Origin of the sequence: Halopelagius longus, from assembly GCF_900100875.1 — an archaeon.
GTDB classification, from domain to species: domain Archaea; phylum Halobacteriota; class Halobacteria; order Halobacteriales; family Haloferacaceae; genus Halopelagius; species Halopelagius longus.
The window spans coordinates 147,297-172,557 of sequence record NZ_FNKQ01000005.1 but is presented as its reverse complement, the minus strand read 5'-3'; the positions used below and the strand labels follow the sequence as shown (position 1 = coordinate 172,557).

Here is a 25,261-nt window from a genome sequence, read left to right as displayed (position 1 = left end):
GGCCGACGTCACGATTCGACGTCCGCGTCCGGGGCGACGGCCGCCGCGCCGTCGCCGACCACCGCCTCGAACGCGACGACCTCTATCACGCCGAGGACGCCCACCAAAAGCATCGGCACCGTCACCGGAACGTACCTCGCGACCACGAGGAGACCGGCGAGCGAGACGAGCCAGAGGACGGTGTACGAGACGTACTCGGTGAAGGACTGTCCGGTCAGCCGAAGCGCACGAACCGCGGACGGCGGCGGCGACGTCCGCGCGCGAAAGCTACCGACCCGGAGCGTCACCGCTAGTGCACCGACGACGCCGTACGCGCCGAGGAGCGCGAGTAACAGGAGGCCGCCGTCGTTTCGCGCCGTCCCGACGACGTAGTAGAACGCAGTCACTCCGCCGACCGAGAGCAAGAGGAGACTGAACGGGAGACCCGTCTTCAGATTCCGGCGGAAGGCCTCGACGAACAGACGAACTCGTCCGCGCTCCGTCGGCGGCGCGCCGGTGTCGCGACGGGTGACGACTGTCGTCAGCACCTCGACGGCGGCCAGTATCGCCGGACCGACGGTGACGAGCGGCAGGGACGCCACCGCCGTCAGCAGGCTCGCAACGACGATAGTGAGCAGTTCCGCGTAGAGCACGCGGATGACCGTCGTCGCCGTCGCGACGGGACTCGGCAAGGACTCCGACATTCGTCCCGGGTATCGTCGTCTCCCGGGATAAAGAGAACGGTCCGGACGACCTCGGGAACGACCGTCGCCGTCGTCTGGTCGTTCTCGTACGTAGTGACGTTCGGCCAGTCGCGCCGTTCCCGACGGCCGGGTACAGGCACCCGGCCAGTTTCGGCGACCGTTGCATCTCACAGGAGACGGGCATCGAGCGGACACGACGGAGTCGAACTCGCGAAACGACGCGAGCGTCTGCGGCGTCTCTCCTCCCTCGTTTAGTACAACCGATATTGTATAAAACCGGACTCAGACGTTTGCTCCGTTCGACAGTCGGCTCTCGTCGGGACGGAATGAAAAACCTCCGATACAGCCGTCTAAAACTCGGAAAAGATCGAATTCGAAAAGTACGGCGTCCGAGGACGAACGACGATTCGAGATTAGTCGTTCACGTTGGCCTGGACCTCCTCACTTCCGGGATTTTCTCCCGCCTCGCGCTCCGTAACGTCCGCTTCTGTTTCTCCCTGCGTCGCACTTCCGTCGTGCTCGCCGACGTCGAACTGATTCACAAGTTCTTGGAGCGACTGCGCCGAGGCGGACACGTTCTGGATGTTCTGTCTGACTTCGTTTATCGAGGCGGTCTGCTCTTCGGTCGCCGCCGAGACGGTGCTCGTCTGCGAGGTGGTTTCCTCGCTCACGCTCGACACCTCGTCGACCATCGAGACGACTTCCTCCGTGGACGTCGCCTGCGCCTCCGTCGATTCGGATATCTCCTTGACGCCGTGTTCGGCTCGCTGACTCGCGTCGGCGATGTCGTCGAACATCTCGATGGCGTTCTCGATGGTTTCGGCGCCGGTTTCGACGCGCTCCTGCATCGACTGCATGTCTTCGACCGTCTCGTCGGTGTCCTCCTGAATCTCGCTTATGAGCTCTTCGACGTCCTCGGTGGCGTCCTCCGCCTCGTTCGCGAGCGTCTTTATCTCGTTTGCGACCACCGCGAAGCCCTTTCCGACCTCGCCCGCGCGCGCGGCCTCGATGGACGCGTTGAGTGCGAGGAGGTTGGTCTGTTCGGTGATGTCCGTTATCAGCTGGACGATGTCGTTTATTTCGTCGATGCGCGATTCGAGACCCTCGACCTGTTCGACGGCGGCGTACGTCTCCGTCTCGATGGCCGAAATCTCGTCGGTGGCGTCGGCGGCGTGCTCCCGGCCGCGTTCGGCCAAAGACACCGCCTCGTTCGCCGTATCGACCACGCCGTCGGCCGACGCGGCGACTTCTTCGATGGTCGCCGAGAGGTTGTTCATCTCGTCGGACGCCGCCTGCAGTTGTTCCGTCTGCTGTTGCGCCCCGTGGGCGATCTCCTCGACGGATTCGGCGGTCGCCTGACTCGCGGACTCTATCTCCTCGGCGCTCGCGACGGTCTCGTTGCTGACCTGCGCGAACTCGTCTGCGACCTCGTGGACTTCCACGAGACTCTGTCGGACCTTCTCGATGCCGTCGTCGATGTCGGACATGATGGCCCCGAACTCCCCGGGGAGGTCGGTCCGGATGTCGCGGTCTAACTTCCCGTCGCCGAGGTTCTCGCTGACGGTCCGGAGTTCGGCCACCTGCTGTCTGAGGTTCCGTTGCATCTCGGAGAACGCCTCGACCAAGTCTCCGATTTCGTCGTCGGACGCCTCGATTTCGCTCTCGTCCTCGTCGAAGCGACCCTCCGCGAGCGCCGTCGCCCGGTCTCGGAGTTGCACGATTGGCCGGGAGAAGTACGTCGCCGCCCGGTATCCGATGGCGACGACGCCGACGCCCATGCCACCGATAAGCAGGAGGAAGATGTTCCGAGCCGAGGACGTTCTGTCGCTCAGTTCCTTCCCGAGGGCGACGCTGGGGGCCGTCACGTCCTCCTCGGGAACCGTCGCGAGGAGCGCGAACTGCTTGTCGCCGAACTGAAGCGGCGCGTACCCGACGTAGTAGTTCTCCTCACCGTCGCTTCCCTGCTTCGCGTAGGTGCTCAGACCTCGCTCTCCGGCGAGTATCCGAGACTGCGCGACGCCGGCGAGCGACCCCGCGTACTGCTCGTTCGCGATGTTCGACCCCGACGCGACGACGGACTCGTTCGGGTGACTCAGAACCCGTCCGTCGTCGTTCACGATGCTCAGGTGGCCGCTATCGCCGACGGTGACGCCGTTCGTGAGCGTCGAGAGGATGCTGTAGTTGAACCGGAGCGCGATGGACCCCGCGAACTCCCCGCCTTGGTACACCGGGGTCGAGAGGTACATCGCTTGCTCGCCGTCTATCGTCTGGACGCTTCCGACGTGAACCTCGCCTTTCGCGAGGTTCTTGCTCTCCGTGAACCAGTCGGAGTCGGCGTACGAGACGCCCTCGACCGATTCGGTGACTACCTCTCCGTTCTCCCTGTGGGCGCGGATGACGCCCTCGCCGCTCTCGTCGGTCAGGACGATCTCCTCGTACGCGGGCACTTCGCCGCCGTCGATAGAGACCGAACGGGTGTTCAGGTAGCTCCGGAACGACGCGTTGATCCTATCCTTCGCGCTCTCTCGTGCGGTCGTCTGGAGCTCGTAGTAGTAGACGTTCGGCGCGAGCACCCAGTCGAAGTCCTCGTGGTAGGTGTAGGCGATGAACTTCCGTTCGAGGGGGTTCCCTTGCTGGGTGGTGTCTTCCCAGTCGTACTCGGCGATTCCCCACTCCTCGCCGTTCCGAACGCCGGAGTTCGACTCGATGGTCGAGTCGACGCCTTCGAAGACCGTCAGTGAGGCGTCCTCTCTGAGGTTGTACCCGTCGCGGAGACTGTGGTGAGCGACGACGTTCGAGTCTCGGTCGGTGATGTAGGCGTACCCGGTGTCGCCGATGTAGCCGGGGTGGAACATCTTCGAGAGGGTGCCGGACGACTGCACTCCGTCGCCGTTCGTCCCGGTGAGTATCCGCTCGACTTTCTGCTCGACCTGTCGCTGTTGCTCGGGGGTGAGTTCCTCCCACCGCTTGCCGTCGTACTGCTCTTCGAGGACGGTCTGCTTCGTACTCTCGACGGTGCTGTGCATCTGCAGCGCCATGTGACCGAGCTGGGTCTGACTCTGCCGTTGGACGAGGTCCCACTCGCCGGCTTTCGCCGCCTGATAGTTTTGCACCGGCGAGGAGTCCGCGAGCGAACGCGCGTCCACGCGTCGCACGTCCATGACGTTCTGAATCTGCTCTTGCCGCGCGCTGACCGTGTTGTTCAGTTCGCCCGTGACCTGTTCTTCCATGTGGGTCGTACTCTGCTCTTGGGCGTACGACCCTATCTCCTGCATCTCGTATATCCCGGTTCCGCCGACGACTGAAACCGGAATCAGCGAGATGGCCAGACAGAGTGCGATGAGCTTCGTTTGTATCTTCATGTCTTCTCCCGTTTCCCGCCGTTCGTCCGACGTCCGAATCGGATATCTCGGATGCTGGTCGCTGTGACCGCATCGGTCGACTCGTCGCCCGGAATCGTATCTGAGTCGCGCACTAGATACCCAGTATTATATCTCACATATAACGTCGCGGGTGCGAATATCTCTCGTGATAATGGCCCTGTAGGCACCCGACGGCGGTTCTGAGGGGCTACCTCTCTCGAATTGGGCAGTTGGTGCGCTATCCGCGGGCGGAAAATCGGAGCTGAGCGTCGCCGTCGTCGTCGGGTCGATTCGACTCCGTCGGCCGAGGCGGCCGACGCGCCGAGGGCCGGGGGAAGACGCCGACGCCCCACCGAACGACGCGGGCGGACAGAGGAAGGGACGATGCGCCCGCCGAACCGGTCTCGCGCCTCAGCCGGGCGGGAACAGCAGGTTCCAGTACCACAGTTCCCAGCAGAGTCCGAGCAGCGAGACGACGACGAGCGCGTAGTGGACTCCGCTCGTCCGACTCCACTCCCCGGCGCTCGCCGCCCGAACGCCGACTCCGACCGCCGCGAGCGTCCCGAGCGCTCCGAGTATCGGACCGGCGAACAGCGCACGAAACGTGAGCGGAGGGTCCGAGAGCACCGCGAGCGGCGTCGCGAGGAAGTGGCCCGCTATCAGCGCCAACGCCGCGAAGATGACCACCGCGGAGCCACCGGCGACGAGTCTCGCCCGCGTCGTGCGGCGTCCGAGGAGCGTTCGCCACCCGCCTCCGGCGACGGCGTCCTGGTCCGCGCGAAGATACCGGTAGAACGCGGCCGCGGGCCACCCGACGACCGCAGAGAGCACTCCGAGGACCGTACAGAGCGCGAGTATCCCGTGGAGCCGGAGCCGTTCGAGGCCGTCGACGCGGTCGTACGCCGTCGGGCTGCCGCCGAAGAACAGGTACCGAATCTCCCCGTCGCGTTCGCCGAACGCGAGTCGCTGCCCTCCCTCGACGGCTTCGAAGACGAGCGGCTCGATTTCGACCCACCGCCGCGCGGTGTCTCCCTGTTCCGTAACGAGCGTCCCGTCCGACTCGACGCGAACGTCGACCGTCGGCGCGTTCAGGACGGAGGTCACTCGGTCGTGCCACGTGAACGATCGTTGCAGCGACCGGTAGGTCCCCTCGATAGCGTCGGCGCGCGACGGCGTCCCGTCGGGTGACGGCGACGACTCCTCCGGGTCCGGGAGCACCTCGCCGAGCACGCGGTCGACGACGTCGCCCGCGGCGGTGCTCCCGGCCGGGGCGTTGAACGACACGAACAGGCCGAAGTCGTACTCCGGGACGAGTACGAGGTGGCTGTAGAACGACATCGTCGCCCCGTTGTGCCAGAGCGTGCGAACGTCGCCGCGGAACTCCTCGAGAAGTCCGAACGCCATCCCGGACAGTTGCTCGTGGTGCGTCGCCCATCGGTCGTGCATCGCGTCTATCGTCCCCGGTTCGAGAACCCGTTCGCCTCCCACCACGCCGTCGTTCAACTGGAGTTCGAGGAACCGCGCCATGTCGGCCGCGGTCGCCGACATCGCTCCGGCCGGTCTGAGTCCGAGGAGCGGAAACTCGCCCCCGCGATACGTTCCGGTCGGGCCGTAGCCCGCCGCGTGCGCGTCGGCGAGGGGTTCGGGGAGGGGCTGTCGGAAACTGCTCTGCGACATGCCGGCCGGCGTCAGGAGCGCGTCGTCGATGGCGCGGTGAAACGGCTCGTCCGCCGTCGCGGCGAGTACCTGCCCGGCGAGCGCGTACCCGTAGTTCGAGTAGGAGCCGGCGGTACCCGGCGGTCGTACGCGTTTCTGGGCGTCGTCGCGGAGATACGACTCCAGCGATCGGAGTTTCTCGGCGTCCGGAATCCACATCCCGCGGTTCGTCGCCTCGAACCCGCCTCGGTGGGTGACGAGTTGACGGAGCGTGACCGGCTCCTCGTCGTCCCCGTCGATGGGGACGTCGACGTACTCGGCGACGCCGGCGTCGGGGTCGACGTCGCCGCGTTGGACCAGTTCCGCAAGCGCCGTCGCGACGACCGGTTTCGACACCGACCCGATGCGGAACGGCGTGGCGTTCGGGTCCACGGCCGTCCCGTCGGTCCGGTCGGCGACTCCGTAGCCTTTGGTCAGGGCGGCGCCCCCGTCTGTCACGACGGCGACGCTGGCTCCGGGGATATCGTACTCCTCTAAGCTCGACTCCATTACGTCGTCGACGAGCGGTTCGAGTTCGGACTGGACCGCTCCGTCGGCCGCGGATGTCGACCGGGCGTCGGCTGACGCCGTCGCGGGGACCCCGGCGACGGCGGTGCACCCCGCACCGGCCCCGGCGAGAAACCGCCGGCGGGAGAGGGACTGTCGCATCGTGTCTGTGGCTCACCTGCCGACGGGAAGTACCTTCGGAGCAGAGAATTACTCTTCCGCGGATTATATGTCGCTTCGGTGACATCGGGGAGTCATGACCGACGGTAACGGCGACGATTCGCCCGGACCCTCCGCACGCGCCGACGAGTCGGCGGCCGGCACTGACGAGTCGGTCGACGCCGACCCGTTTTCCGTACTGAGCAACGAAACGCGTCTCCGAATCCTCGATACGCTGTACGAGCAGACGAACGCGACGGGACTGGCCGACGGTTGTTCGTACTCGACGCTCCGCACGCGCGCGGCGGTGGCCGACAAGGGGAACTTCAACTACCACCTCGACGTGCTGCGAAACGGGTTCGTCGAGAAAGCCGGTGACGAGTACCGACTGACGTTTTCGGGCTTCGAGACGGCGAAGATGCTCCGCGCGAGCGCGTGGCGCAGTCACGAGTCCCGCGGCCCCGTCGAAATCGCGCGCTCCTCGCCGCTGGTCGACGGCGACCCCTTGGTTGCGACCTACGAGGACAGTCTGGTTCGGGTCCATCCGCCCGACGGCGACCCGGTGTTCCAGATAGCGGTCAGGCCGGCCGGGGCGACGCACCGCGACGTGCCCGGACTCGTCGACGTCATGTCCGGCCTGCTCGAAGAAGCGATAGCGAGCACACAGCATGGCGTCTGCCCTTACTGTCACGCCCCGCCCGAACGGTCCGTCGTCGCCGCCGACGGGCGGTGGACGTATCGCTTCGTCGCGGATTGCCCGGAGTGCGGTCCGTTGTTCGAGGTTCCGGTCGGCGCGGCCGTCGTTCGCCACCCCGCCGTCGTCTCGTTTTACTGGCGTTGCGGCGTGGACGTCCGAGAAGAGCGCGCGTGGAATCTCGACGTCTTCGGCGACGACGCCGTCACCCCGCTCGCGGAAGACCCCCTCCGGCTGCAACTAACCGTCGAGAGGGACGATGCGTCGCTGACGCTGACGCTGGACGCCGCCGGGACTGTCGTCGAGTCCGTCGTCGAGTGAGTCGCCGACGGCACTCGTTCGAACTGCGGGACCGCCGTGACTGAAACTGCGCTCTGAGCCTCCGAATTATTTATCACTAACCGAGAGTATCAGGGTGTATGACTGGTGTACTGAGAACGGATCTGCTGGGAACTCCGGTTGTCGGGTCCGACGGGTCGAAGGTAGGAACCTTACGGAGCGTCACGATGGACGTTCGAACGGGTGAACTGCGGCAGTTCCTCGTCGATTCGGAGTCCGAACGGCCCACTTCGTTCGAACGGAACGGAGACGGCTACCTCGTGATTCCCGCGAGTCGTGCACAGTCGCTGTCCGAGCATCTCGTCGTCGAACGGGGCGGCGGTCGGTAGTTCCGCGCCCCGCCGTCAGTAGTCGCCGAGGACGCCCAGTCGGCGGGCTCTGCGCTGGATGACGTGGAAACCGGCGAGTCCGAGAGCGAAGTACCCGCCCGCGACGGCGACGAGAATCGCGAGCGACTGAGGGCCGAACTCCCAGAGCGGGATACCACCTCGGACGGACTGCTGTAGCATCGTACTGCCTTGGACGACCGGGAGGTACCGTAGCCACGGAACTTCGAGTACCGGGGCCCCGACGAGGCCGAGGATGACCAGAGAGAACAGTTGCACGAAGCTGCTGATTCGCTTGTAGAGCACCGCCAACCCTCCCATGACGAATCCGACGCCGACCACAGAGAGTACCGTACACGCGAGTATCACGAGGACCGTCAAAACCGGAATCGTCGGTCGCATTCCGGTGACGAGAAGCATGACCCCGAATATCAACACCGACACCGCGAACGACCGCACCACTCGCGCGAACGCCTTCATCAGCAGGACGCGCTCGAAGCCGAACGGACTGAGGAAGTGACGTTCGAGCGTTCCCCAGGACGCCTCTTGGCTGATGATGCTCACGATGCCCTCGTACGACTGTCCGGCGAGCGACCAGAGGAAGTAGCCGACGACGACGCTCCCTATCGACCCTGCGAACGCCTCTCCGAAGACGGCCCGCCCGCCGAAGAACAGTAACGCGAACATGAGAAGTTGACCGATTACGACGCCGGCCGCGTTGACGGGGTAGCGGAGCCAGTTCACAACTTCGCGGTAGAACACCGCGTACGCGAGATTGGAGTAGCTCGCACCCCCGCCGGACGAAGAGCGCATCACGATTCCTCGCTCGTTACTTCGAGGAATATATCCTCTAACTCCGGCTGTACCGTGTCGACGGAGTTGAGGGTGACGCCCGCCGACCGTAGCTCGTCCATCAACCGATAAAACGTGGCGCTGTCCGCGGTGAGACGGAACTGTACCCGGCGGTCGAACCGCGCCACGTCGCTCACGCCGTAGCGGTCACGCAACCGTTCCACCACCTCTCTGTCGGCACCGCCGACTTCGAGACGGTACTCCTGCGTCTCGAACTGCTCGAGCAGGTTCTCGACGTCGTCGTCGACGATTATCCGACCGTCGTTCATGATGATGACGCGGTCGCAGACGTCCTCGACGACGTCCATATCGTGGCTCGAAATCACGACGGTCAGTCCCCGGTCGTCGACGATACGGTTCAGTTCCTGTCGAAGCGTCGCCGAACTCTCGACGTCTAACCCGAGCGTCGGTTCGTCGAGGAACACGACGGACACGTCGGCGGAGAGTACGCTCGCAAGCGAGACTTTCTGCTTCATCCCCCGGGAGAGGTCCCGGACCGGTTCGTCGGCTTTCTCGGCCAAGTCGAACGTCTCGAGGAGTTCTTCGTGCCGACGCGCGACGGCTTTCGGGTCGTCGCCGCCGACCGTCGCGAAGTAGCGGAGGTTCTCTCTGGGGGTGAGTCGCCAGTAGTCGTTCCGGGCACCTTCGAGCATCGCATCGACCCTATCGAGCGCCTTCCGCGGGTGCTCCGAGATGTCGGTTCCGTCGATACGAACCGTTCCCGAGTCGGGCCGTACGAGGCCGAGTATCGACTTCGTGGTGGTCGTTTTCCCCGCGCCGTTCGGTCCGAGTAGCCCCACGACCGACCCCGGTTCGATGGTGAACGAGACTCCGTCGATGGCGGTCACCGTTCCGTCTTCGCTCTCGAAGGTCTTCCGCAGGTCCTCCACCGCGATAGCCGGCACCGAGTCCGTGACTGTCTCCGTGAGCGCCATCGTTCTCTTCCGAGAAGAGGGTGCTGGAGGGACCATATATTTGTCGGTGAGCTTTCACTTATCGGCGTCCTCCCGACGCCGACGCTCGACTCGAATCGTGGATATCCGAGTCTCACCGTCGCGACGTAGGGCTGTCGCCGAGAGTAGAATCTCGACTGTTGCCACTCACGCGGTACCGAGACGCACGGTTCGGGCTTCGCATCCGTTTCGGAGTTGCTGTCTCTTCTCGGTGGGGCTTACAACAGGCTCGTCAGGGAGTTGAGAACCGGGACGAGAACGACGAGTCCCGCGATAAGCGCCGACCGCCACACGGCGAGGTTCCGAGCGTCGCGTATCGCGTACGTCAGCAGATATCCGATCCAGAGGTACCCCGCGACGCCGACTATCGCGTTGAACGCGACCATCCAGAACGGGAGTTGCATCTGAGTCGGCGTCACGGTCGCCGGTCCGCCGACCAGCGCGAGAATCCACGACGAAGTCGTCTTAACCGCGTTCATCAGCAAGAGCGGTAACAGCGCCCAGCCGATGTTCGCCGCGACTCGCGAGAGGGGTCCGGACCCGCCCGCGAGGGCCGACAGTACGTACACTATCGTCGTCGAAGCGACCCAGATTGTGACGGCACCGAGCAGTCCCCCGAACAGAACCGAGAAGACGAGCATCTCGGTCGTGAACTCGACCGGACTGAACTGGTCCACGTAGGGTACCGCACTCGCGACGGCGACGATTCCGGTGAGAAGCAGGATCATCGCGGCGCTACTCAGGGACGGCGACCGCTCCGCGAAGAACTCTCGCGGCTCGAACAACGGTGTGGAGGGCATCGCTAACCGGTTCACCCGACGAGAAAGTTAATCTAGGGGTCACGTTCGCGGTGTCGAGTCCCGGTTCCAGTACGCGAGTGGCGGTACGAACGACGAGGATTCTCGGTACCGAGTCGCTACCGCTCTAAATCGAACAGCAGACCGCACCCGAAAAGCGCCACCGTTACGAGCGTACTCGTCGTCAGGTGGACGGCTGCGAACTCCGACGGAGCGAAGTGGGAAACGACGGTTCCGCCGATGATGTGGCCGACCGGGAGTACGACCATCACGATCGTAGCGGCGTAGCCGGGGTGGATGTTCGATACGCTTCCCGACGGGAGGGCGCTTCGGAGCACATGACCACTACCGATATCGATCACAAGAAAATACTCAATTGGAGCGCCTTCCCCCTGTACCCGCCGAAGCGAATCAGTCACTCGGGAGGGGCGTTTACGTCTCGGAGAGTTGCTGATAGATGTACGCGTACAAGAGGACGACGAGAGCTACCACAAGTCCGAGATTGACGCTATTTAGTCCGTACACTTCCGGAAATGCCGACGACCCACCTCCCAGTCTCCACACGACGAGTACAACGACCATGTACGCACCGAACAGGTAGTTCAACAGTCGTTCGGTATCCATGGTCTGTTCTACCTCCGCCGTACGTGATAGTTTTTCCCGTACTGGACGGTTCTGTTTCCTTCTCCCTCCTCTAACCTGATCCGTGAATAGCCTCTCGATGTAACACGAGCAATACGAGTCCACCCCCGAAAACGAGGCTGTAAAATAGGTATCCCAACGCTGCGGGATAGTATCCAAAGCTACTGATATTCCGGAGTGAAAGCAACGGCGTACCTCGGTAGACCAACGATATAATGCCGACCAATCCGCTTCCGCAGACGACCCATCCATAGCACTCTGCAGTTCCCAACGTGTTGATGGGGTAGATACGCTTTTTATTATCCGCTGTCCCTCTCTTCGACGGCTGAGACCACGAAACGGTTCGTCGAATACCCCTAACGGCGTCCTTCGCTCGGTGAGCAACTGGATTTGGGCCGATGCTGGATCAGTTAACGCTGTGGCGAACGTAGAACCTGCGTTTTGCCGCTGAAATCCGAGGGTACCCTCGAAAGTGGCGTCCGTCAGAAGATCAGACTAGCGCTCGCGATGCAGACGATCTGAATCCTACTCCCGAGGTTTCGTCCGAAACGCGACAGACCGAATCGACCGATCGGTAGACGTGCTCACCGATAGTCGGTAGTCAAACGGAAGCTCTTCTGAGTCGAAGAGAGCAGAGAAGACTCAGAGCGAGAAATAGCCCCATCAGCCAGAAGACGTCCGTGTCGACCCGGGAGGAAACCGTCCAACGGCGAAAGAGACCGAACAGTCACAGCCTTGATGCGTAGGCCAGCATCGAGAACGTAAATCGAAGTTTTCTGATCCGACTCCCCTCCGGTCGGCGTATCCAGACCCCCCGATTGCGAACGGAGCAACTCCGATGAGAACGATGACGAGATCCGTAGCAGACGTTGTGAAGTCTTCGAGGAGATACGTTAACCTCTCACTTGCTGAAGCTACTCACCGCATCGAGGCGACACGCGAACCGTTCGAGGAACTCGCCGAATGGACCGTCGAGGTGAACGACCACCCCGCGTCCTCTTGATGAGATGAACCGACTGACCGACGAAGCCGTCGAGTAGGCGAGCGGACTGTCCTCAGGTCGTTGGACGATTCGCTCGCAGAACCGTCTCCAATATTGGGAAAATAACGCAATCCATCGACAAGTAACTCGCCGACTCCTCACCACTGAGATGTAAAACCGCTGACCGTCTTCACGTGTGAAACCACTTTTGGTAGCTTTCGAGCTATATAGCCGATCAGAGCGTTCGATTCCACTCGAAGGACGGCAGATCGAACCATATAGAATCGGTCCAAAATCTACACTCAATAGATGTGAGATTCGGTGAATCCATAACGAAACGCAGCTCCTAGGTTAGTTCAGTGGTGTACGAAATTTGGACGTCACGGACGGCTATTATACCGATACTATTGTATATTATACTCAATACTAGATCCAGAATTGTGATCGTGGTCACGTCGATCCTCGCTCCAGCGGAGACGCGTTTGAACTGTCTTCGGGAAGATATCCGAGTTGCATGAACACGCTCGCTTCAGTCAAACGCTGCCAGTGACGATACACCTTCGGTGCGTTGTGCTGTACGACCCGTCACCGGACACCGAGGGCGTCTCGGCAGTCGGAGAGACTCACAATCTGACAGCAGTACTACTAGAATCCGAGACTGGGACCGAACCCGGAGTACTGTTCGGAAAGAGCAGCAAAGGCACGAGATCGAGAGCCGAGCGTCTGCCTCTCTGACGCACGGTTCAGAAATCGTAGCCGGTCGTGATTCCTTGGATGAAGCGTTCTTGGGTGAGTGCGAACAGGATCAACACCGGAAGCGAGGTGAGGATGCTCATCGCCATCAGTCGATTCATCGCGAACTGTCCCTGCGTTCCTTCGAAGGTGGTGAGGCCGATGCTAATGGTGTAGAGCACTCGGTCGTCGAGGAAGACCAGCGCCCAGAAGAACTCGTTCCACGCGAAGACGAACACGAAGATGGCGGCGATGCCGATTGCCGGCTTCGCCAGCGGGAGGACGATTTTGAGGAAGATCTTCCACTCCGGAATTCCCGCGATTCGGGCCGCGTCCTCGACGTCACTCGGGAGCGTCTGGAAGAACCCGCTCAACAGGAACGTGACGAACGCGGAGAACAGCAGCGTGTACGCGACCATCAGACCGACGAAGGTCCCCGTGAGGTGGAGCTGAGCGAACTGTATGAACACCGGCAGGATCAGGATCTGCGGGGGGATCATCAGGAACGCCGTGATCGAGACGTAGATTAGCCGTTCCCCGAGGAAGTCCCGGCGCGCTAGAGCGTACGCCGCGGGGGTCGCGACGGCCAGCTCCAGTATCACCGTGCCCGTCACGACGACGAACGTGTTGACGAACCACTGGACCCACGGGCCGGACGTGAGCGCCGTTATCGTCGGCTGGAGGGTCGGATCGCTGGGGATGATCTCCGGCGGGAAGGCGGAGAGCGCCTGACTCGTCTTGAGAGCAGTGGAGACCATCCACAGCAGGGGAAAGGCGATTAGGAGGGTGGTCGCGATCAGAACCGCATACTTCGCGATCAAGTCGACGTCCAATCGTTCGCTGAACCGCGATTTCGAGTTATCGCTTGTTGCCATCGTTATCACCTCGAGTACCAGAACACCGCACCGCTCAGTGCGATCGATATCAGGAACATGAGCACGCCGATCGCCGCCCCGCTACTGAAATCGCCGGATGCGAACGCGACGCGGTAGAAGTACACGCCCAGCGTCTCCGTTGCGTTGCCGGGCCCACCTTCGGTCATGACCCAGATCGCGTCGAAGCCGCGGATCGCGCCGATCATCCCGAGGATAGTCGTGATGACCAACGGCGTCTTCAGCAGTGGCAGGGTGACGTGACGGAACGTCTGCCACCGCGTCTTGCCCGCGATCCGAGCGGCCTCGTAGACGCCGTCCGGAATCGACTGGAGTCCCGCCATGAATATCAGCATGTTGAATCCGACGTTCTTCCACACCGTGACGACGATGACCGTCGGCATGGCCAGCGTCGGCGAACTCAGCCATCCGATCGGAGTTCCGATGACTCCGATCTCCATCAGGAACGAGTTTACGATCCCGAACTCGGTAAACATCCAACTGAAGAGGACCGACGCGACGACGATAGGGAGGACGTACGGCAGGAAAATGACGCTCTGGAAGAGCGTCTTTCCGCGGATCTCTTCCGAGTTCAAGATCAACGCCAACAGCAGTCCGAAGCAGATGGAGACCACCGTCCCCAGCGAGTAGACCGCTGAGTTAACGAGCGCGTTCCAGAAACGGCCCTCGGTGAGCACGTTCGCGTAGTTCTTGATTCCGACCCACTCGACCTGCGTCACCGTCGTGAAGTCGGTGAAGCTCATCCACAGCGAGTAGGCGACCGGGTAGAGGACGAGCGTCAGGTAGATCAGGATCATCGGGAGGACGTACACGTACGGTTTCCAGTCGACCTCCCGCATGAGTGTAAGGCGGTGATCGAGCTCCCCCGTCTCGCGACCGACGCCGTCAGCCATGATCCCACCTCCGTTCGGGGTCCGGTCGGCCGGGCATTCGATCGCTTCGTCGGCTCGATTCCTCGACGCGTCGGGTCCGTATTCGGTTATACATCGTCGAATACCTCGTTGTTCACTTCGGTCGCGGCCGCCGAGAGCGCCCGTTTCGGGGTCGCGCTCCCGCTAAGCGCCCGCGACCACGCGTTGGTAAAGATCAGGTCGATCTCCTCGTAGTTGGGGTACTTCGGCGTGTTCCCCTGTTCGAGCGTCTTTCGATACCCCTCAAGAAGCGTGTCGTACGGTTCCTCGGTGGCGAGGCCGACTTCGAAACCGCGCTTGCGCCCGGGCATGAACCCGAGCTCCCACGTGGTCTTCATCCCCTCCTCGGAGTTCACCCATCGAAGGAAGTTCTCGCCAGCTCGCCTGTCCTCTTGGGGGAGAGACGTCGTAATCGCGAGGTTGTTGCCGCCGAGGAAACTCGAACGGGTTCCGCCTTCCGGTTTCGGTAGCATCGCCGTGCCGAGGTCGTTCTCGAACAGTTCTCGGTTGGAATCCGCGATGTTGTTCAGCCCCAACCCTCCGGTGAAGATAATCGACAACTGGCCGTTCGAGAACATGCTGTGCCAGTCCGTCCAGTTTGTCGACAGCGGGTCGGTCATCAGCCCGCTGTCGTTGATGTCGACCCAGTATTCGAGCGCCTCGACGGAGGGCGTCTCGTCGAACATCGCCTCCGTCCGCGCTTCGTTGACTATCCGGCCCCCGTTAGCCCACACGAACGGATAGCCGAAGAAGCCGGCGAGACCGGTCGTGAACGCCGCTCCGAGGGGGGGACGGTTCTTGTCGAGCCCCTCGTCGAGCGTTTCGAGCGCGTCGCGGAACGCTCCCCACGTCGCAGGCGGGTTCTCCGGGTCCAGCCCCGCCCGCTCGAAGTGCCGCTTGTTGTAGAAGTAGAGGCTGGTGTCGAGCCAGAACGGGACCCCCTGTCGTTTCCCGTCGTACATGCCGTACAGTTCGGCGACGTCGCCGAGGAAATCCTTCCGGTAGGGGAGCGACTGGTAGAACCCCGAGAGATCCTCGAGAACCTCGATCTCCGCGAAGTAGGGGAACCGAACGACGTCGAGTCCCAACACGCCCGGAACCCGTGCGCCGGCTTTGACCTTGGTGATGGTGTCTCTGTACCGGCTGTCCGTCAGCGTGAAATCGACGTCTAGCCCGTCTGTGGCGCTGTTGTAGTTTTCGGCGTACAGGTCGGCGGTGTCCTCTCGGTCGCCGTAGGTGATCGTGCTCGCCGCGTTCTGCTTCCTGATCGCCCTCGCGATACACCCCGAGGTCCCGACCATCGCCCCAGCGCCGACCGCTTGCAGTAGTCGGCGCCGGGGGTAGCCGTCTGTCATCTGTTCCTCCATCACAAATTAACATGGATATCATCCGGGATAAATCATTCGTCTGACTCGATTGGGCCCGGTTTCGTAGGGGGCTCCGGGCCGAGACGCCGACGATAGAGGGTCCGTGCCTAACCCTTACGAAAAATACATGTAGAATGCGCGTGTGAACTGGAACTATGCGAGTCACGTTAGATGCTATCAATAAGCGATTCGGGGATACCGTGGCGGTCGACGACCTCTCCCTGACGATCGAAGACGGTGAGTTCCTGGTACTCGTCGGGCCGAGTGGCTGTGGAAAGACGACTTCCCTCCGCATGATAGCGGGACTGGAAGAGCCGACGGACGGCCGCATCTACTTCGGAGACCGCGACGTGACGGGAGATTCCCCGCAGGAGCGCGAAATCGCGTTCGTCTTCCAGGACTACGCCCTTTACCCCCACATGACCGCGAAGCGGAACCTCTCGTTCGCACTCGAGGACGAGGGCGTGCCGGAAGACGAAATCGAGCGCCGGGTCGAGGAGACGGCGACGATGCTCGGTATCGACGAGCAACTCGACCAACGGCCCGGCGAACTCTCGGGCGGCCAGCAACAGCGGGTCGCCCTCGGACGGAGCATTATCCGGGACCCGAAGGTGTTTCTGCTGGACGAACCGCTGTCGAACCTCGACGCGAAGCTCCGGATGAAGATGCGCGCCGAGCTACAGTCGCTCCACCAGAATCTGGAGACGACGATGATCTACGTGACCCACGACCAGGAGGAGGCGATGACGATGTCTGATCGCATCGCGATCATGAACAAGGGGACGCTCCAGCAGGTCGCCCCCCCGGAGGTGGCGTACAACCAGCCCGCCAACAGGTTCGTCGCCGGGTTCATCGGCAGCCCGTCGATGAACTTCCTCGACGCGACCCTACGAAACGGACGCATCGTCGCGGACCCGTTCGCCTTCGAGTCGCCCCTCGACTCGGAGGACGTCACGGAACTGGGCGTCCGTCCGGAGGATCTCACCGTCGACTACGATCCGTCGGACGCGCAGGCGTCCGCGACCGTCGAGGTGTTCGAGCAGGTGGGCTCGTCGAACATCGTCTATCTGCAGGTGGACGGACACGAGGAGAGCGTCGTCGCCGAGACCAGCGCCTCGATGAAACTCGAACCCGGTGACACGGTCGGGGTCTCGGTCGACACCGAGCGCGTGCACCTCTTCGACCGAACCGGAGACGCGATATACAACCCGCCCCTCTACGAACGGGCGCCCGAGGCGTCCGTCTGAGGCCGTTCCGATCCTGCTGGGGCGACCGTCACCGTTCCGTCTCCGTGTGTACTCTCTGTCGACCGTCCGCGTCCGTCCGTTGCCCCCTGCAAAAAACATATCCGGCACGACAGTGAGTTTGGAGTGTACATACATGACAGACCGTAGTGGGGCAGCCGCTACCCCGATCGATTTCGCCGAGGTGGAGATCGACGACGAGTTCTGGTCGTCGCGGATCGAGACGAACCGAAACGTTACGATCGAGTACCAGTACGACCAACTCGAAGAGTCGGGCACGCTCGGGAACTTCCGGCGGGTCGCCGACGGGAAGTCGGGCGGATTTCGGGGGATGTGGTTCCAAGACAGCGACGCCTACAAGTGGATCGAAGGGGCGAGCTACGTCCTTGCGAAACGCGACGATCCCGCCCTGAAAGAGAAGGTCGACGAGGTGATCGGCCTCGTGGCGAGCGCTCAGCAGGCGGACGGCTACCTGAACACCTACTTCTCGCTAGTCGAGCCCGACAATCGGTGGACGAATCTCCACATGATGCACGAACTGTACTGTGCTGGCCACCTCGTCGAGGCCGCGGTCGCCCACTACCGCGCGACCGGCGAACGTTCGCTGCTCGACGTTGCGATCGATTTCGCCGACTACATCGACGACGTGTTCGGCGACGAGGTCGACGGCGTCCCCGGTCACGAGGAGATCGAACTGGCGCTAATTCGGCTCTACCGCGTGACGGGGACCGACAGGTACCTCGACCTCGCGAGGTACTTCCTCGATCGCCGGGGCGGGGACGACCGACTGGAGTGGGAACTGACCCATCCCGACGAGATCGGAGGGTACGAGTACGACGACGGGGCGTTAATTCCCGACTCGGAATCGCCCGAGGGGGTCTTCTTCGACGAGAACGGGGCGTACGACGGGCGGTACGCGCAGGCGCATCGGACGCTTCGCGACCAGAAGTACGTGGAGGGCCACTCCGTCCGCGCGATGTACCTGTACGCGGCCGCGGCCGAACTCGCCATCGAGACGGACGACTCCTCCCTCGTCGAACCGCTCGAACGTCTTTGGCGCAACATGACCGAAAAGCGGATGTACATCACCGGCGGGATTGGCCCCGAACACGCCCACGAGGGGTTCACCGAGGACTACGACCTCAGGAACGACAGCTACGCAGAGACATGCGCCGCCGTGGGGAGCATCTTCTGGAATCAGCGGATGTTCGAACTCACGGGCGAGGCAAAGTACCCGGACCTCGTGGAGCGGACGCTGTACAATGGGTTCCTCGCCGGTGTCTCGGCCGACGGGGCCGAGTTCTTCTACGAGAACCCCTTAGAAAGTAGCGGCGACCACCACCGGAAGGGATGGTTCACCTGCGCGTGCTGTCCGCCGAACGTCGCTCGACTGCTCGCGTCGCTCGGAAATTACCTCTACGCGCGCGGCGACGACGGCGTGTACGTCAACCAGTACATCGGTAGTTCGGTGTCCGTGACGGTCGACGGAGCCGAGGTCGAACTCACACAGCGGAGTTCGCTCCCGTGGGACGGTGAGGTAGAACTCGGCGTGACCGCACCCGAACCGACCGAGCTCTCGGTGTACCTGCGCGTGCCGGAGTGGTGCGAGAACGTCCGCGTCACGGTGAACGGGGAGTCAGTCGATGCGGAGAGCGACGAGTACGTCGAGTTGCGTCGCGAGTGGGACGACGACCGCGTAGCGCTCTCGTTGGAACAGTCCGTCGAGCGGATGGTGGCGCACCCGGAAGTGGAGGCCGACGCGGGGCGGGTCGCACTCGTTCGCGGACCACTCGTCTACTGCGTAGAAGACGCCGACAACGACCGGCCGGTGTACCAGTATCTCCTCCGGACGGACGCCGATCTGGAGACCGACCGCCGCGAGGACCTCCTCGGCGGCGTGGTGACCATCGAGGGCCCGGCGGACGTTCCGACGCTTTCGGAGTGGGGCGACGACCTCTACTTGCCGGTCGAACGGACGGACACCGAGACGGCGATGCTGACCGCGGTTCCCTACTACGCGTGGGACAACCGCGACCCCGGTGCGATGCGCGTCTGGTTGCGAACCGACCGGTGACGGGACAGACGCTCTCACCGGACGGACTGGGGAATCGCCCGACTACTCCTCTTTTACTGAACCGTCGCGTGCCCCGCAACCGCCGCGCGTAGTGCCCTTCTCGAAACGCTCGATAACTCCGGACCGACTGCGCCGGTCGTTTAATCAGGTTAAACTATCGGGCGGCTGAGCGTTCCGGGCCCCGACGTCATCGTCTCTCTGGGAAGGAGATTACAGTTATAGTAGTGTAAAGCACAAGTCCGCCGATCCGTCTCCGGGCGAGTCGATGGCGGTTCTCGTCAGGTCCCGTCTGAAACAGTGAGACGTATTTAGATATCTCACCGCGATCGTGTTTAACCTTGTTAAACGGATGTGGCGGCAGAGGTGACGATTATGGTGCGGTCCACCTCCCGGTTCGCCCGTTTGACTGCGACAGACACCTTCATGAGACAGGGGATCGAACTACGTCCGAGCAGATGGACGCCCCTCGACCCACGCACGAGACTCTCCGACCGATTCCGTTAGCTGACGTGACGATCGACGACGAGTTCTGGAGCCCTCGCCTCGACACGAATCGGGTGATCACGCTCGAACGCGTGTACGATCACCTCAAGACTAACGGGTGTTTCGACAACTTCCGTCGGGTCGTCGGGGAGGCGGGCGGGGAGTTCGAGGGGCAGATGTTCATCGATTCGGACGCGTACAAGTGGCTGGAGGCAGCGAGTTACACGCTCGCGACTCGCGAAGCGCCCACCCTCGAACGGCGGGTGGAGGAACTCATCGAGCTCATTGATCGGGTACAGGCGCCGGATGGTTACCTCCACACTTACTTTCTGCTCGCGGACTCCGCGACGCGGTGGACGAACTTCACGGTTATGCACGAACTGTACTGCGCCGGCCACCTCGTCGAGGCCGCCGTGGCCCACTACTCCGCGACCGGCGAGGATTCCCTTCTGTCCGTCGCTCGCCGGGTCGCGGACCACATCGACGATCGGTTCGGTCCCGACGGCGCCGATCGGATCCCCGGCCACCCGGAGATCGAACTCGCCCTCGTGAGGCTGTTCCGCGTCACGGGCGAGCGCCGATACCTCGACCTCGCCGAGTACTTCGTCAATCGTCGGGGGCGCGACCCTTCTCCGCTGGCGGGCGAACTCGGCCGCCTCGAAGAACTCGCCGACCCGACGATTTACGAGCGTAACCTCGACTCGATCGAGTCGGTCCGTCGGACGTACTGCGACGACACGGGCGCGTACGACGGGCGGTACGCCCAAGATCACACCCCCGTGCGAGAGCAGGAAGCCGTCGAGGGGCACGCCGTCCGCGCGACGTACCTCTACGCCGGCGCCGCCGCGCTGCTGCGAGAATCGGCCGACCCGGAACTGTTCGACGCTCTGGAGCGCCTGTGGACGAACCTGAGGACGCGACGGACGTACGTCACCGGCGGCCTCGGTTCCGATTTCGAGCGCGAGGCGTTCACCGCCGACTACGACCTGCCCAACGAGTCCACCTGCGCCGAGACGTGCGCCGCCGTCGGGAGCGTCTTCTGGAGTCAGCGGATGTTCGAACTCACGGGCGAGGCGAAGTACGTCGACCTCGTAGAGCAGACGCTGTACAACGGCGTTCTCTCGGGCGTCTCGCTCGACGGGACCGAGTTCTCCTACCGGAATCCGCTGGAGACGCGAGGAGATACCCACCGCGAGCAGTGGTTCTACTGCGCGTGCTGTCCGCCGAACGTCGCTCGACTGCTCGCGTCGCTCGGGAAGTTCGTCTACGCCAGATCGAACGATTCTGAATCGCTGTACGTGAATCTCTACGTCGGGGGCGCGGTCGAGACGTCGCTTGCCGAGACACCCGTCGCCCTGACACAGGAAAGCGAACTGCCGTGGGCCGGCGACGTCGCCCTCGACGTGTCCGTCGCGGAACCGGTGGAGTTCACGGTCAACCTCCGCGTGCCCGAGTGGTCCGACGAGGCGCGAGTGGCGGTAAACGGGGAGCCGATCGACACCGAAGCGACCGACGGGTACGTCTCGATCGAACGTGTCTGGTGCGACGGTGACCGCGTCGACGCGACGTTCCCCCCGACGGTCGAAGTACTCAGAGCACATCCGGACGTTCGGGACGACGTCGGCCGTGTCGCTCTGCGGCGCGGACCGATCGTCTACTGTCTGGAGGCGACAGACAACGCTGAACCGGTCCACCGACTAATACTCGCGGGCGCCGAGTCGGTCCGAGCCGTACACTGTCCGGAGTTGCTCGGGGGTGTGACGGTCCTCGAAGGCGAGGCCGCGACCGAGCGAATGGAGGAGTGGCGGACGGAACTGTATCGACCGATCGAGGAGATCGACCGCGAAGCGACCGCGTTCAGGGCAGTACCCTACTACGCGTGGGACAACCGCGACCCCGGCGCGATGACCGTCTGGATGCGATACGCGTGACGCCGTCCCGAGCTCTGACGGAGGTGCCGCCCTCAGTGCACTTATATCGAAACCCGCGTCACTCGTATCGCAGCTTCGTTTCGATACGCTCCGCGGTTGCGACGACTTGCCGCTGAACGTCGTTCAGATACTGGCCTTCGATCCGTTTGGTAGGACCGGTGATGCTCACGGCGCCGACGGGGGCGCCCCCGCGCAGGACGGGCGCCGCGACGGACCGGACGTCGACCGGCACTCGCCGAGACTCGGCGCGGGAGCTCTTCCGGAGGGGCGGTGCGACCGAGCTCGCGTTCGCGCCGGTCCGGTCGTCCGTCACCGCGAACCCGTCGCGCCGTATCTCCCCGAGGTCCGCCGCCTCGGCATCGACGTGAGCGCCGGTCGAGGCGGCCTCGGCATCGCGGCCGTCGGGGAGGTACGCCAGTATCGCCTTCCCGGCCGCGGTCGAGCGCATCGGAACCGTCACCTCCGGAGTGAAGTCCCGAGCGACCTTCTCGCCTCGCTTCGAGTAGGCGACCACGACGCGTTCGCCCTCCGGAACGACCAAACTCGCGAGTTCTCCCGTCTTCTCGGCCAGCGCGTCCACCTCGTCGCGTCCGTTGACGTACGCATCCGTCCCGCGCTTTATCCGCTCGCCGTACTCTACGAGTTTGAACGTCAGCCGATACCGATCGCCGGATTTCGTGACGAACGCAAGCTCCTGTAGCGTCCGCAGGTGGACGTACACGGTACTCTTGTGGTACGACGTATACTCGGCGAGTTCGGTCACCCCGGCCTCCCCCAGTTCGACGAGCGCACCGAGGATAGCGAAGGACTTCTCGCTCGACTGCAGAGTGGTGGGGTCGTCTGCGGTCATACGCACTCCTCGTCCGGTCGACCAATAAACGGACGGGTCATCGGGAAGAAGTGCCATCACCGTCGCTGATCGTCTCCCGGTGAGAACATCCGATGGAACAGGGTGGCCGCATCGACTCGTGCACTAGTCGCTTCGCTCGGACTTCGGCGGACTCGACAGACGTACCTTACGGAATCCGATGTCCCTACAGGGAACCTCCCGGTTAGTTCAGGACGTGATAAACATTTCTTCTTGTATTCGGTTGGCGATCAGACGACGTTAGATTCGATAACGTGCTTCTCTCGATTCACGTATTTAAATCTGTGTTTCCGGACCGGAGTCCGGAGTGTTGTCGTCTGTATTTGACCTGCAGTTGCTCTAACCGTATTCTGTCGAATGGTCGGCGTGCTAAACTTATAATCCAGGAGTACATTATGAATTGTGGAGCTGACAGAATAAGTACGACCGAGGCCCGATCAACAGCGGATACGATCGATGTACGACTCGGCGGTTACAGGAAGCGATCGAACGCGGATTCCGTCCTGTAGAGGATTCGGGGGTCCTCGACGAAGGGTCGAAACCCGGCATCTACACCTTCTGTCCAAAAACATTTGTACAAAACGGTGGCCTCGCACGTGGATTAGCGTGCGATAGGTCGTGTAGCCGCACCTCCGTCTCTCGATTTTGGGAGTCCGTCCGGCGTTCCCGTCTCTCGAACGCCGACCGAGCGTCGTCCGTCACGCGGGTAGAACGTCGCCGCGAACCGCCCGTCACTCGAACGCCGGAATGACCTCCTCTCCGAACAGTCGAATCTGGTCTTCGACGAGTTCCTTCGGCATCCCGGAGTGGTGGAACCGAAGCGTCAACTGGTTCAGCGCGAACCGTTCCCGCATCGACTCTATCTGCTCGATTACCTGCTCGGGCGTCCCGTAGATGAACCGGTCGTCGGCGAGTTCCTCGAACTCCTCGACGGAGTCGGCGGTCATCAACGGGTGGGAGAACTCGCCGCCGTACTCGTCGATGTACGTCCGGTGGAGGTACTCCTTCCGTTCCATCACCTCTTCCTCCGTCTCGGCGATGACCGCTTCCCGCATCAGCGGATGATCCATCGACTCCCAGTCTTGCTCGGAGCGTTCGACGTGTTCCCGTTGGAGTCGCTTGCGGTCCTCGACGGTTTCGAGGTCCGCGACGACGCCCGGTACCCACGCGTCGCTGAACTTCACCGACCGAGAAATCTGCTTGTCACCCCACCCGCCGATCCACAACGGCGGCCGGGGCGACTGGACGGTCTGCGGGAGCGGTTGCCAGTCTTCGACCTCGAAGAACGGACACTCGAACGATATCGGCTCGTCGGACGAGAGGAACTCGTCGATGAACTGGATGCCCTCTATCATCCGCCCGGCGCGTTCGTCCATCGGCACGTCGAAGGCGTCGAACTCCTTTTCGACGTAGCCGAGGCCGACGCCGAGCGTCAACCGCCCGTCGGAGATGTTGTCCAACATCGCCGCTCGCTGTGCCACGTGCAGCGGATGGTAGAGCGGGAGGATGAGGACGGACGTGACCAACTCCAACGTCTCCGTCCCCGTCGCGATGCTCGTGAGTCGCGTCAGCGGGGACGGCCAGTAGTTGTCGCCCTCCGTCGCCTGATGGTCGTTCACCCAGCAGGTCTCGAAGCCGACCCGTTCCGCCACTCGACACTGTTCGACGACGCCGTCCCAACTGTCGCCGCCTTCGACGGGAAAGATTCCGAACTTCATCGCTCGTTCGAACGTGCGCGGAGATAGTATTTAAACGTTCGTGACGGTTCGATCGCCGGTCGTCGACGCTTCGCGCACCGACGTTCAAGCGACGGCCTCGTCGGATGAGGCGAACCGTACACGAAGTGCCACGTCGTGAACGACACCGCGTCCGACTACTGCTCGCGAGCCGATTCTGCGGGCTCTACCTCCCCCCAGTTCACCGTGGCTCCCTCGTTCGGGGCGGCCCAGTCCACGGCGTTTCGAACGACCCGCCGGACCTCGTCCTGGTAGAATATCGGATACTCCTCGTGGCCGGGGCGGAACGCGAAGATGCGCCCGCGCCCGCGGCGGTAACAGACGCCCGAGCGGAACACCTCGCCGCCCTCGAACCACGAGATGAACACCGTCCGGTCGGGTTCGGGGATGTCGAACGGTTCGCCGTACATCTCGGTCGAGGGAATCTCGAAGCTCTCCCCGAGTCCGTCGGCGATGGGGTGGCCGGGGTCCGCGACCCACACCCGTTCGGTCTCCCCGCCGTGGCGGTACTTGATGCGGCAGGTCGTCCCCATCAGTCGCTTGAACGGCTTGGAGTTCTTCCCGGAGTGGAGCGGAACGAACCCCGTGCCGTCGTGGACGGCCTCCACGACCCGTTCTGCCACGTCGTCGCGCACCTCGTCGTTCGCGCAGTGGGACCACCAGACGAGAACGTCCGTCCACTCCACGACGTCCTCCGTGAGGCCGTGTTCCTCCTCCTGTAAGGTCGCCGTCCGCACCTCGTAGCCGTCCCCCTCGAAAATCTCGGCTATCGCGCCGTGGATTCCGTCGGGGTAGCGTTCCGCGACGTCCGGTTCCTCTCGTTCGTGGACGTTCTCGTTCCACACGGTGACTCGAACCGTCATATCGGCACCTCTCGGCGGGAATGTATAAGGATTGGTGGAAACGAGCGCGGTTCGGTCGACGGACGAGGACGTCCGAGTGCCGATTCCGCGCCGATTCGTTCCTCCTAGCCGAACGCCCCGTTACGATTCTACTGCTGTAACGTGGCCTTCCGTCCGACCATCGCTCGT

The 25,261-nt window shown here is 63.0% G+C and carries 19 protein-coding genes; 5 read left to right on the top strand and 14 right to left on the bottom strand.

The window, feature by feature from the left end; genetic code table 11:
• Window positions 1-8: 8 nt before the first annotated feature.
• From BLS11_RS17155 to BLS11_RS17145, 3 genes are all read right to left on the bottom strand, one after another.
• The gene (locus tag BLS11_RS17155; RefSeq protein WP_092539021.1) at window positions 9-683 is read right to left on the bottom strand and encodes a DUF624 domain-containing protein; all 675 of its coding nucleotides are present in this window, start codon (window positions 681-683) and stop codon (window positions 9-11) included.
• Window positions 684-1,096: 413 nt separating this feature from the next.
• On the bottom strand, window positions 1,097-4,045 hold the full coding sequence (locus tag BLS11_RS17150; RefSeq protein WP_092539020.1) for a methyl-accepting chemotaxis protein: 2,949 nt from the start codon (window positions 4,043-4,045) through the stop codon (window positions 1,097-1,099).
• A gap of 411 nt (window positions 4,046-4,456) precedes the next feature.
• Entirely contained in the window at window positions 4,457-6,409 is a 1,953-nt protein-coding gene (locus tag BLS11_RS17145; protein ID WP_092539019.1) for a serine hydrolase domain-containing protein, read from the bottom strand.
• A gap of 94 nt (window positions 6,410-6,503) precedes the next feature.
• On the opposite strand from BLS11_RS17145, the gene BLS11_RS17140 reads away from it, so the two are divergent.
• Complete coding sequence (locus BLS11_RS17140; protein WP_092539018.1) at window positions 6,504-7,421, top strand: ArsR/SmtB family transcription factor; 918 nt, start codon at window positions 6,504-6,506, stop codon at window positions 7,419-7,421.
• A gap of 98 nt (window positions 7,422-7,519) precedes the next feature.
• Window positions 7,520-7,768, top strand: a complete 249-nt coding sequence (locus BLS11_RS17135) for a PRC-barrel domain-containing protein (RefSeq protein ID WP_092539017.1) — start codon at window positions 7,520-7,522, stop codon at window positions 7,766-7,768.
• 15 nt (window positions 7,769-7,783) lie between these two features.
• Here the strand turns inward: BLS11_RS17135 and BLS11_RS17130 are convergent, their stop codons facing one another.
• The 8 genes from BLS11_RS17130 to BLS11_RS17095 all read right to left on the bottom strand — a co-directional run bounded on the left by BLS11_RS17130 (window position 7,784) and on the right by BLS11_RS17095 (window position 15,894).
• A complete protein-coding gene (locus tag BLS11_RS17130) occupies window positions 7,784-8,578 on the bottom strand; it encodes an ABC transporter permease (protein WP_092539016.1) in 795 nt (264 codons plus the stop codon).
• Window positions 8,578-9,552: an ABC transporter ATP-binding protein gene (locus BLS11_RS17125; protein WP_092539015.1), complete on the bottom strand. Its 975-nt coding sequence runs from the start codon at window positions 9,550-9,552 to the stop codon at window positions 8,578-8,580. The genes BLS11_RS17130 and BLS11_RS17125 overlap by 1 nt, the downstream gene beginning before the upstream one ends.
• Window positions 9,553-9,788: 236 nt before the next feature.
• The gene (locus BLS11_RS17120; RefSeq protein ID WP_092539014.1) at window positions 9,789-10,370 is read right to left on the bottom strand and encodes a YIP1 family protein; all 582 of its coding nucleotides are present in this window, start codon (window positions 10,368-10,370) and stop codon (window positions 9,789-9,791) included.
• A 116-nt stretch (window positions 10,371-10,486) separates the two neighbouring features.
• Window positions 10,487-10,636: a hypothetical protein gene (locus tag BLS11_RS19550; RefSeq protein ID WP_175454490.1), complete on the bottom strand. Its 150-nt coding sequence runs from the start codon at window positions 10,634-10,636 to the stop codon at window positions 10,487-10,489.
• A 163-nt stretch (window positions 10,637-10,799) separates the two neighbouring features.
• Window positions 10,800-10,991 carry a hypothetical protein gene (locus tag BLS11_RS17110; RefSeq protein WP_092539012.1) on the bottom strand — a complete coding sequence of 64 codons (192 nt, stop codon included), beginning with the start codon at window positions 10,989-10,991 and terminating at the stop codon, window positions 10,800-10,802.
• Window positions 10,992-12,734: 1,743 nt separating this feature from the next.
• A complete protein-coding gene (locus BLS11_RS17105; RefSeq protein WP_092539011.1) occupies window positions 12,735-13,598 on the bottom strand; it encodes a carbohydrate ABC transporter permease in 864 nt (287 codons plus the stop codon).
• 5 nt (window positions 13,599-13,603) lie between these two features.
• Complete coding sequence (locus tag BLS11_RS17100; RefSeq protein WP_217629038.1) at window positions 13,604-14,509, bottom strand: carbohydrate ABC transporter permease; 906 nt, start codon at window positions 14,507-14,509, stop codon at window positions 13,604-13,606.
• Window positions 14,510-14,595: 86 nt separating this feature from the next.
• Window positions 14,596-15,894 (bottom strand): extracellular solute-binding protein, encoded by a 1,299-nt coding sequence (locus tag BLS11_RS17095; protein ID WP_092539010.1) that lies wholly within the window; start codon window positions 15,892-15,894, stop codon window positions 14,596-14,598.
• 155 nt (window positions 15,895-16,049) lie between these two features.
• Between BLS11_RS17095 and BLS11_RS17090 the strand changes: the two genes are divergently transcribed.
• The 3 genes from BLS11_RS17090 (at window position 16,050) to BLS11_RS17080 (ending at window position 21,626) form a co-directional block, all read left to right on the top strand.
• Window positions 16,050-17,141 (top strand): ABC transporter ATP-binding protein, encoded by a 1,092-nt coding sequence (locus tag BLS11_RS17090; protein ID WP_092539009.1) that lies wholly within the window; start codon window positions 16,050-16,052, stop codon window positions 17,139-17,141.
• Between the two features lie 133 nt (window positions 17,142-17,274).
• A complete protein-coding gene (locus BLS11_RS17085) occupies window positions 17,275-19,212 on the top strand; it encodes a glycoside hydrolase family 127 protein (protein ID WP_092539008.1) in 1,938 nt (645 codons plus the stop codon).
• Window positions 19,213-19,721: 509 nt separating this feature from the next.
• Window positions 19,722-21,626, top strand: a complete 1,905-nt coding sequence (locus BLS11_RS17080) for a glycoside hydrolase family 127 protein (RefSeq protein ID WP_245699004.1) — start codon at window positions 19,722-19,724, stop codon at window positions 21,624-21,626.
• Window positions 21,627-21,684: 58 nt separating this feature from the next.
• Here BLS11_RS17080 and BLS11_RS17075 read toward each other — a convergent pair whose 3' ends face one another.
• The 3 genes from BLS11_RS17075 to BLS11_RS17065 all read right to left on the bottom strand — a co-directional run bounded on the left by BLS11_RS17075 (window position 21,685) and on the right by BLS11_RS17065 (window position 25,093).
• Window positions 21,685-22,476 carry an IclR family transcriptional regulator gene (locus BLS11_RS17075; RefSeq protein WP_175454489.1) on the bottom strand — a complete coding sequence of 264 codons (792 nt, stop codon included), beginning with the start codon at window positions 22,474-22,476 and terminating at the stop codon, window positions 21,685-21,687.
• A gap of 749 nt (window positions 22,477-23,225) precedes the next feature.
• Window positions 23,226-24,212 (bottom strand): LLM class flavin-dependent oxidoreductase, encoded by a 987-nt coding sequence (locus tag BLS11_RS17070; RefSeq protein ID WP_092539005.1) that lies wholly within the window; start codon window positions 24,210-24,212, stop codon window positions 23,226-23,228.
• 155 nt (window positions 24,213-24,367) lie between these two features.
• Window positions 24,368-25,093 carry a ThuA domain-containing protein gene (locus tag BLS11_RS17065; RefSeq protein WP_092539004.1) on the bottom strand — a complete coding sequence of 242 codons (726 nt, stop codon included), beginning with the start codon at window positions 25,091-25,093 and terminating at the stop codon, window positions 24,368-24,370.
• Between the last annotated feature and the right edge of the window lie 168 nt (window positions 25,094-25,261).

What these genes read in the sequence shown, in the direction of transcription:
- BLS11_RS17095 (WP_092539010.1), bottom strand. Translation starts at nt 15,894, where the DNA reads ATGGAGGAACAGATGACAGACGGCTACCCCCGGCGCCGACTACTGCAA.
- BLS11_RS17120 (WP_092539014.1), bottom strand. Translation starts at nt 10,370, where the DNA reads ATGCCCTCCACACCGTTGTTCGAGCCGCGAGAGTTCTTCGCGGAGCGG.
- BLS11_RS17140 (WP_092539018.1), top strand. Translation starts at nt 6,504, where the DNA reads ATGACCGACGGTAACGGCGACGATTCGCCCGGACCCTCCGCACGCGCC.
- BLS11_RS17065 (WP_092539004.1), bottom strand. Translation starts at nt 25,093, where the DNA reads ATGACGGTTCGAGTCACCGTGTGGAACGAGAACGTCCACGAACGAGAG.
- BLS11_RS17155 (WP_092539021.1), bottom strand. Translation starts at nt 683, where the DNA reads ATGTCGGAGTCCTTGCCGAGTCCCGTCGCGACGGCGACGACGGTCATC.
- BLS11_RS17090 (WP_092539009.1), top strand. Translation starts at nt 16,050, where the DNA reads ATGCGAGTCACGTTAGATGCTATCAATAAGCGATTCGGGGATACCGTG.
- BLS11_RS17070 (WP_092539005.1), bottom strand. Translation starts at nt 24,212, where the DNA reads ATGAAGTTCGGAATCTTTCCCGTCGAAGGCGGCGACAGTTGGGACGGC.
- BLS11_RS17100 (WP_217629038.1), bottom strand. Translation starts at nt 14,509, where the DNA reads ATGGCTGACGGCGTCGGTCGCGAGACGGGGGAGCTCGATCACCGCCTT.
- BLS11_RS17150 (WP_092539020.1), bottom strand. Translation starts at nt 4,045, where the DNA reads ATGAAGATACAAACGAAGCTCATCGCACTCTGTCTGGCCATCTCGCTG.
- BLS11_RS17125 (WP_092539015.1), bottom strand. Translation starts at nt 9,552, where the DNA reads ATGGCGCTCACGGAGACAGTCACGGACTCGGTGCCGGCTATCGCGGTG.
- BLS11_RS17075 (WP_175454489.1), bottom strand. Translation starts at nt 22,476, where the DNA reads ATGACCGCAGACGACCCCACCACTCTGCAGTCGAGCGAGAAGTCCTTC.
- BLS11_RS17105 (WP_092539011.1), bottom strand. Translation starts at nt 13,598, where the DNA reads ATGGCAACAAGCGATAACTCGAAATCGCGGTTCAGCGAACGATTGGAC.
- BLS11_RS17085 (WP_092539008.1), top strand. Translation starts at nt 17,275, where the DNA reads ATGACAGACCGTAGTGGGGCAGCCGCTACCCCGATCGATTTCGCCGAG.
- BLS11_RS19550 (WP_175454490.1), bottom strand. Translation starts at nt 10,636, where the DNA reads ATGGTCGTACTCCCGGTCGGCCACATCATCGGCGGAACCGTCGTTTCC.
- BLS11_RS17145 (WP_092539019.1), bottom strand. Translation starts at nt 6,409, where the DNA reads ATGCGACAGTCCCTCTCCCGCCGGCGGTTTCTCGCCGGGGCCGGTGCG.
- BLS11_RS17135 (WP_092539017.1), top strand. Translation starts at nt 7,520, where the DNA reads ATGACTGGTGTACTGAGAACGGATCTGCTGGGAACTCCGGTTGTCGGG.
- BLS11_RS17130 (WP_092539016.1), bottom strand. Translation starts at nt 8,578, where the DNA reads ATGCGCTCTTCGTCCGGCGGGGGTGCGAGCTACTCCAATCTCGCGTAC.
- BLS11_RS17110 (WP_092539012.1), bottom strand. Translation starts at nt 10,991, where the DNA reads ATGGATACCGAACGACTGTTGAACTACCTGTTCGGTGCGTACATGGTC.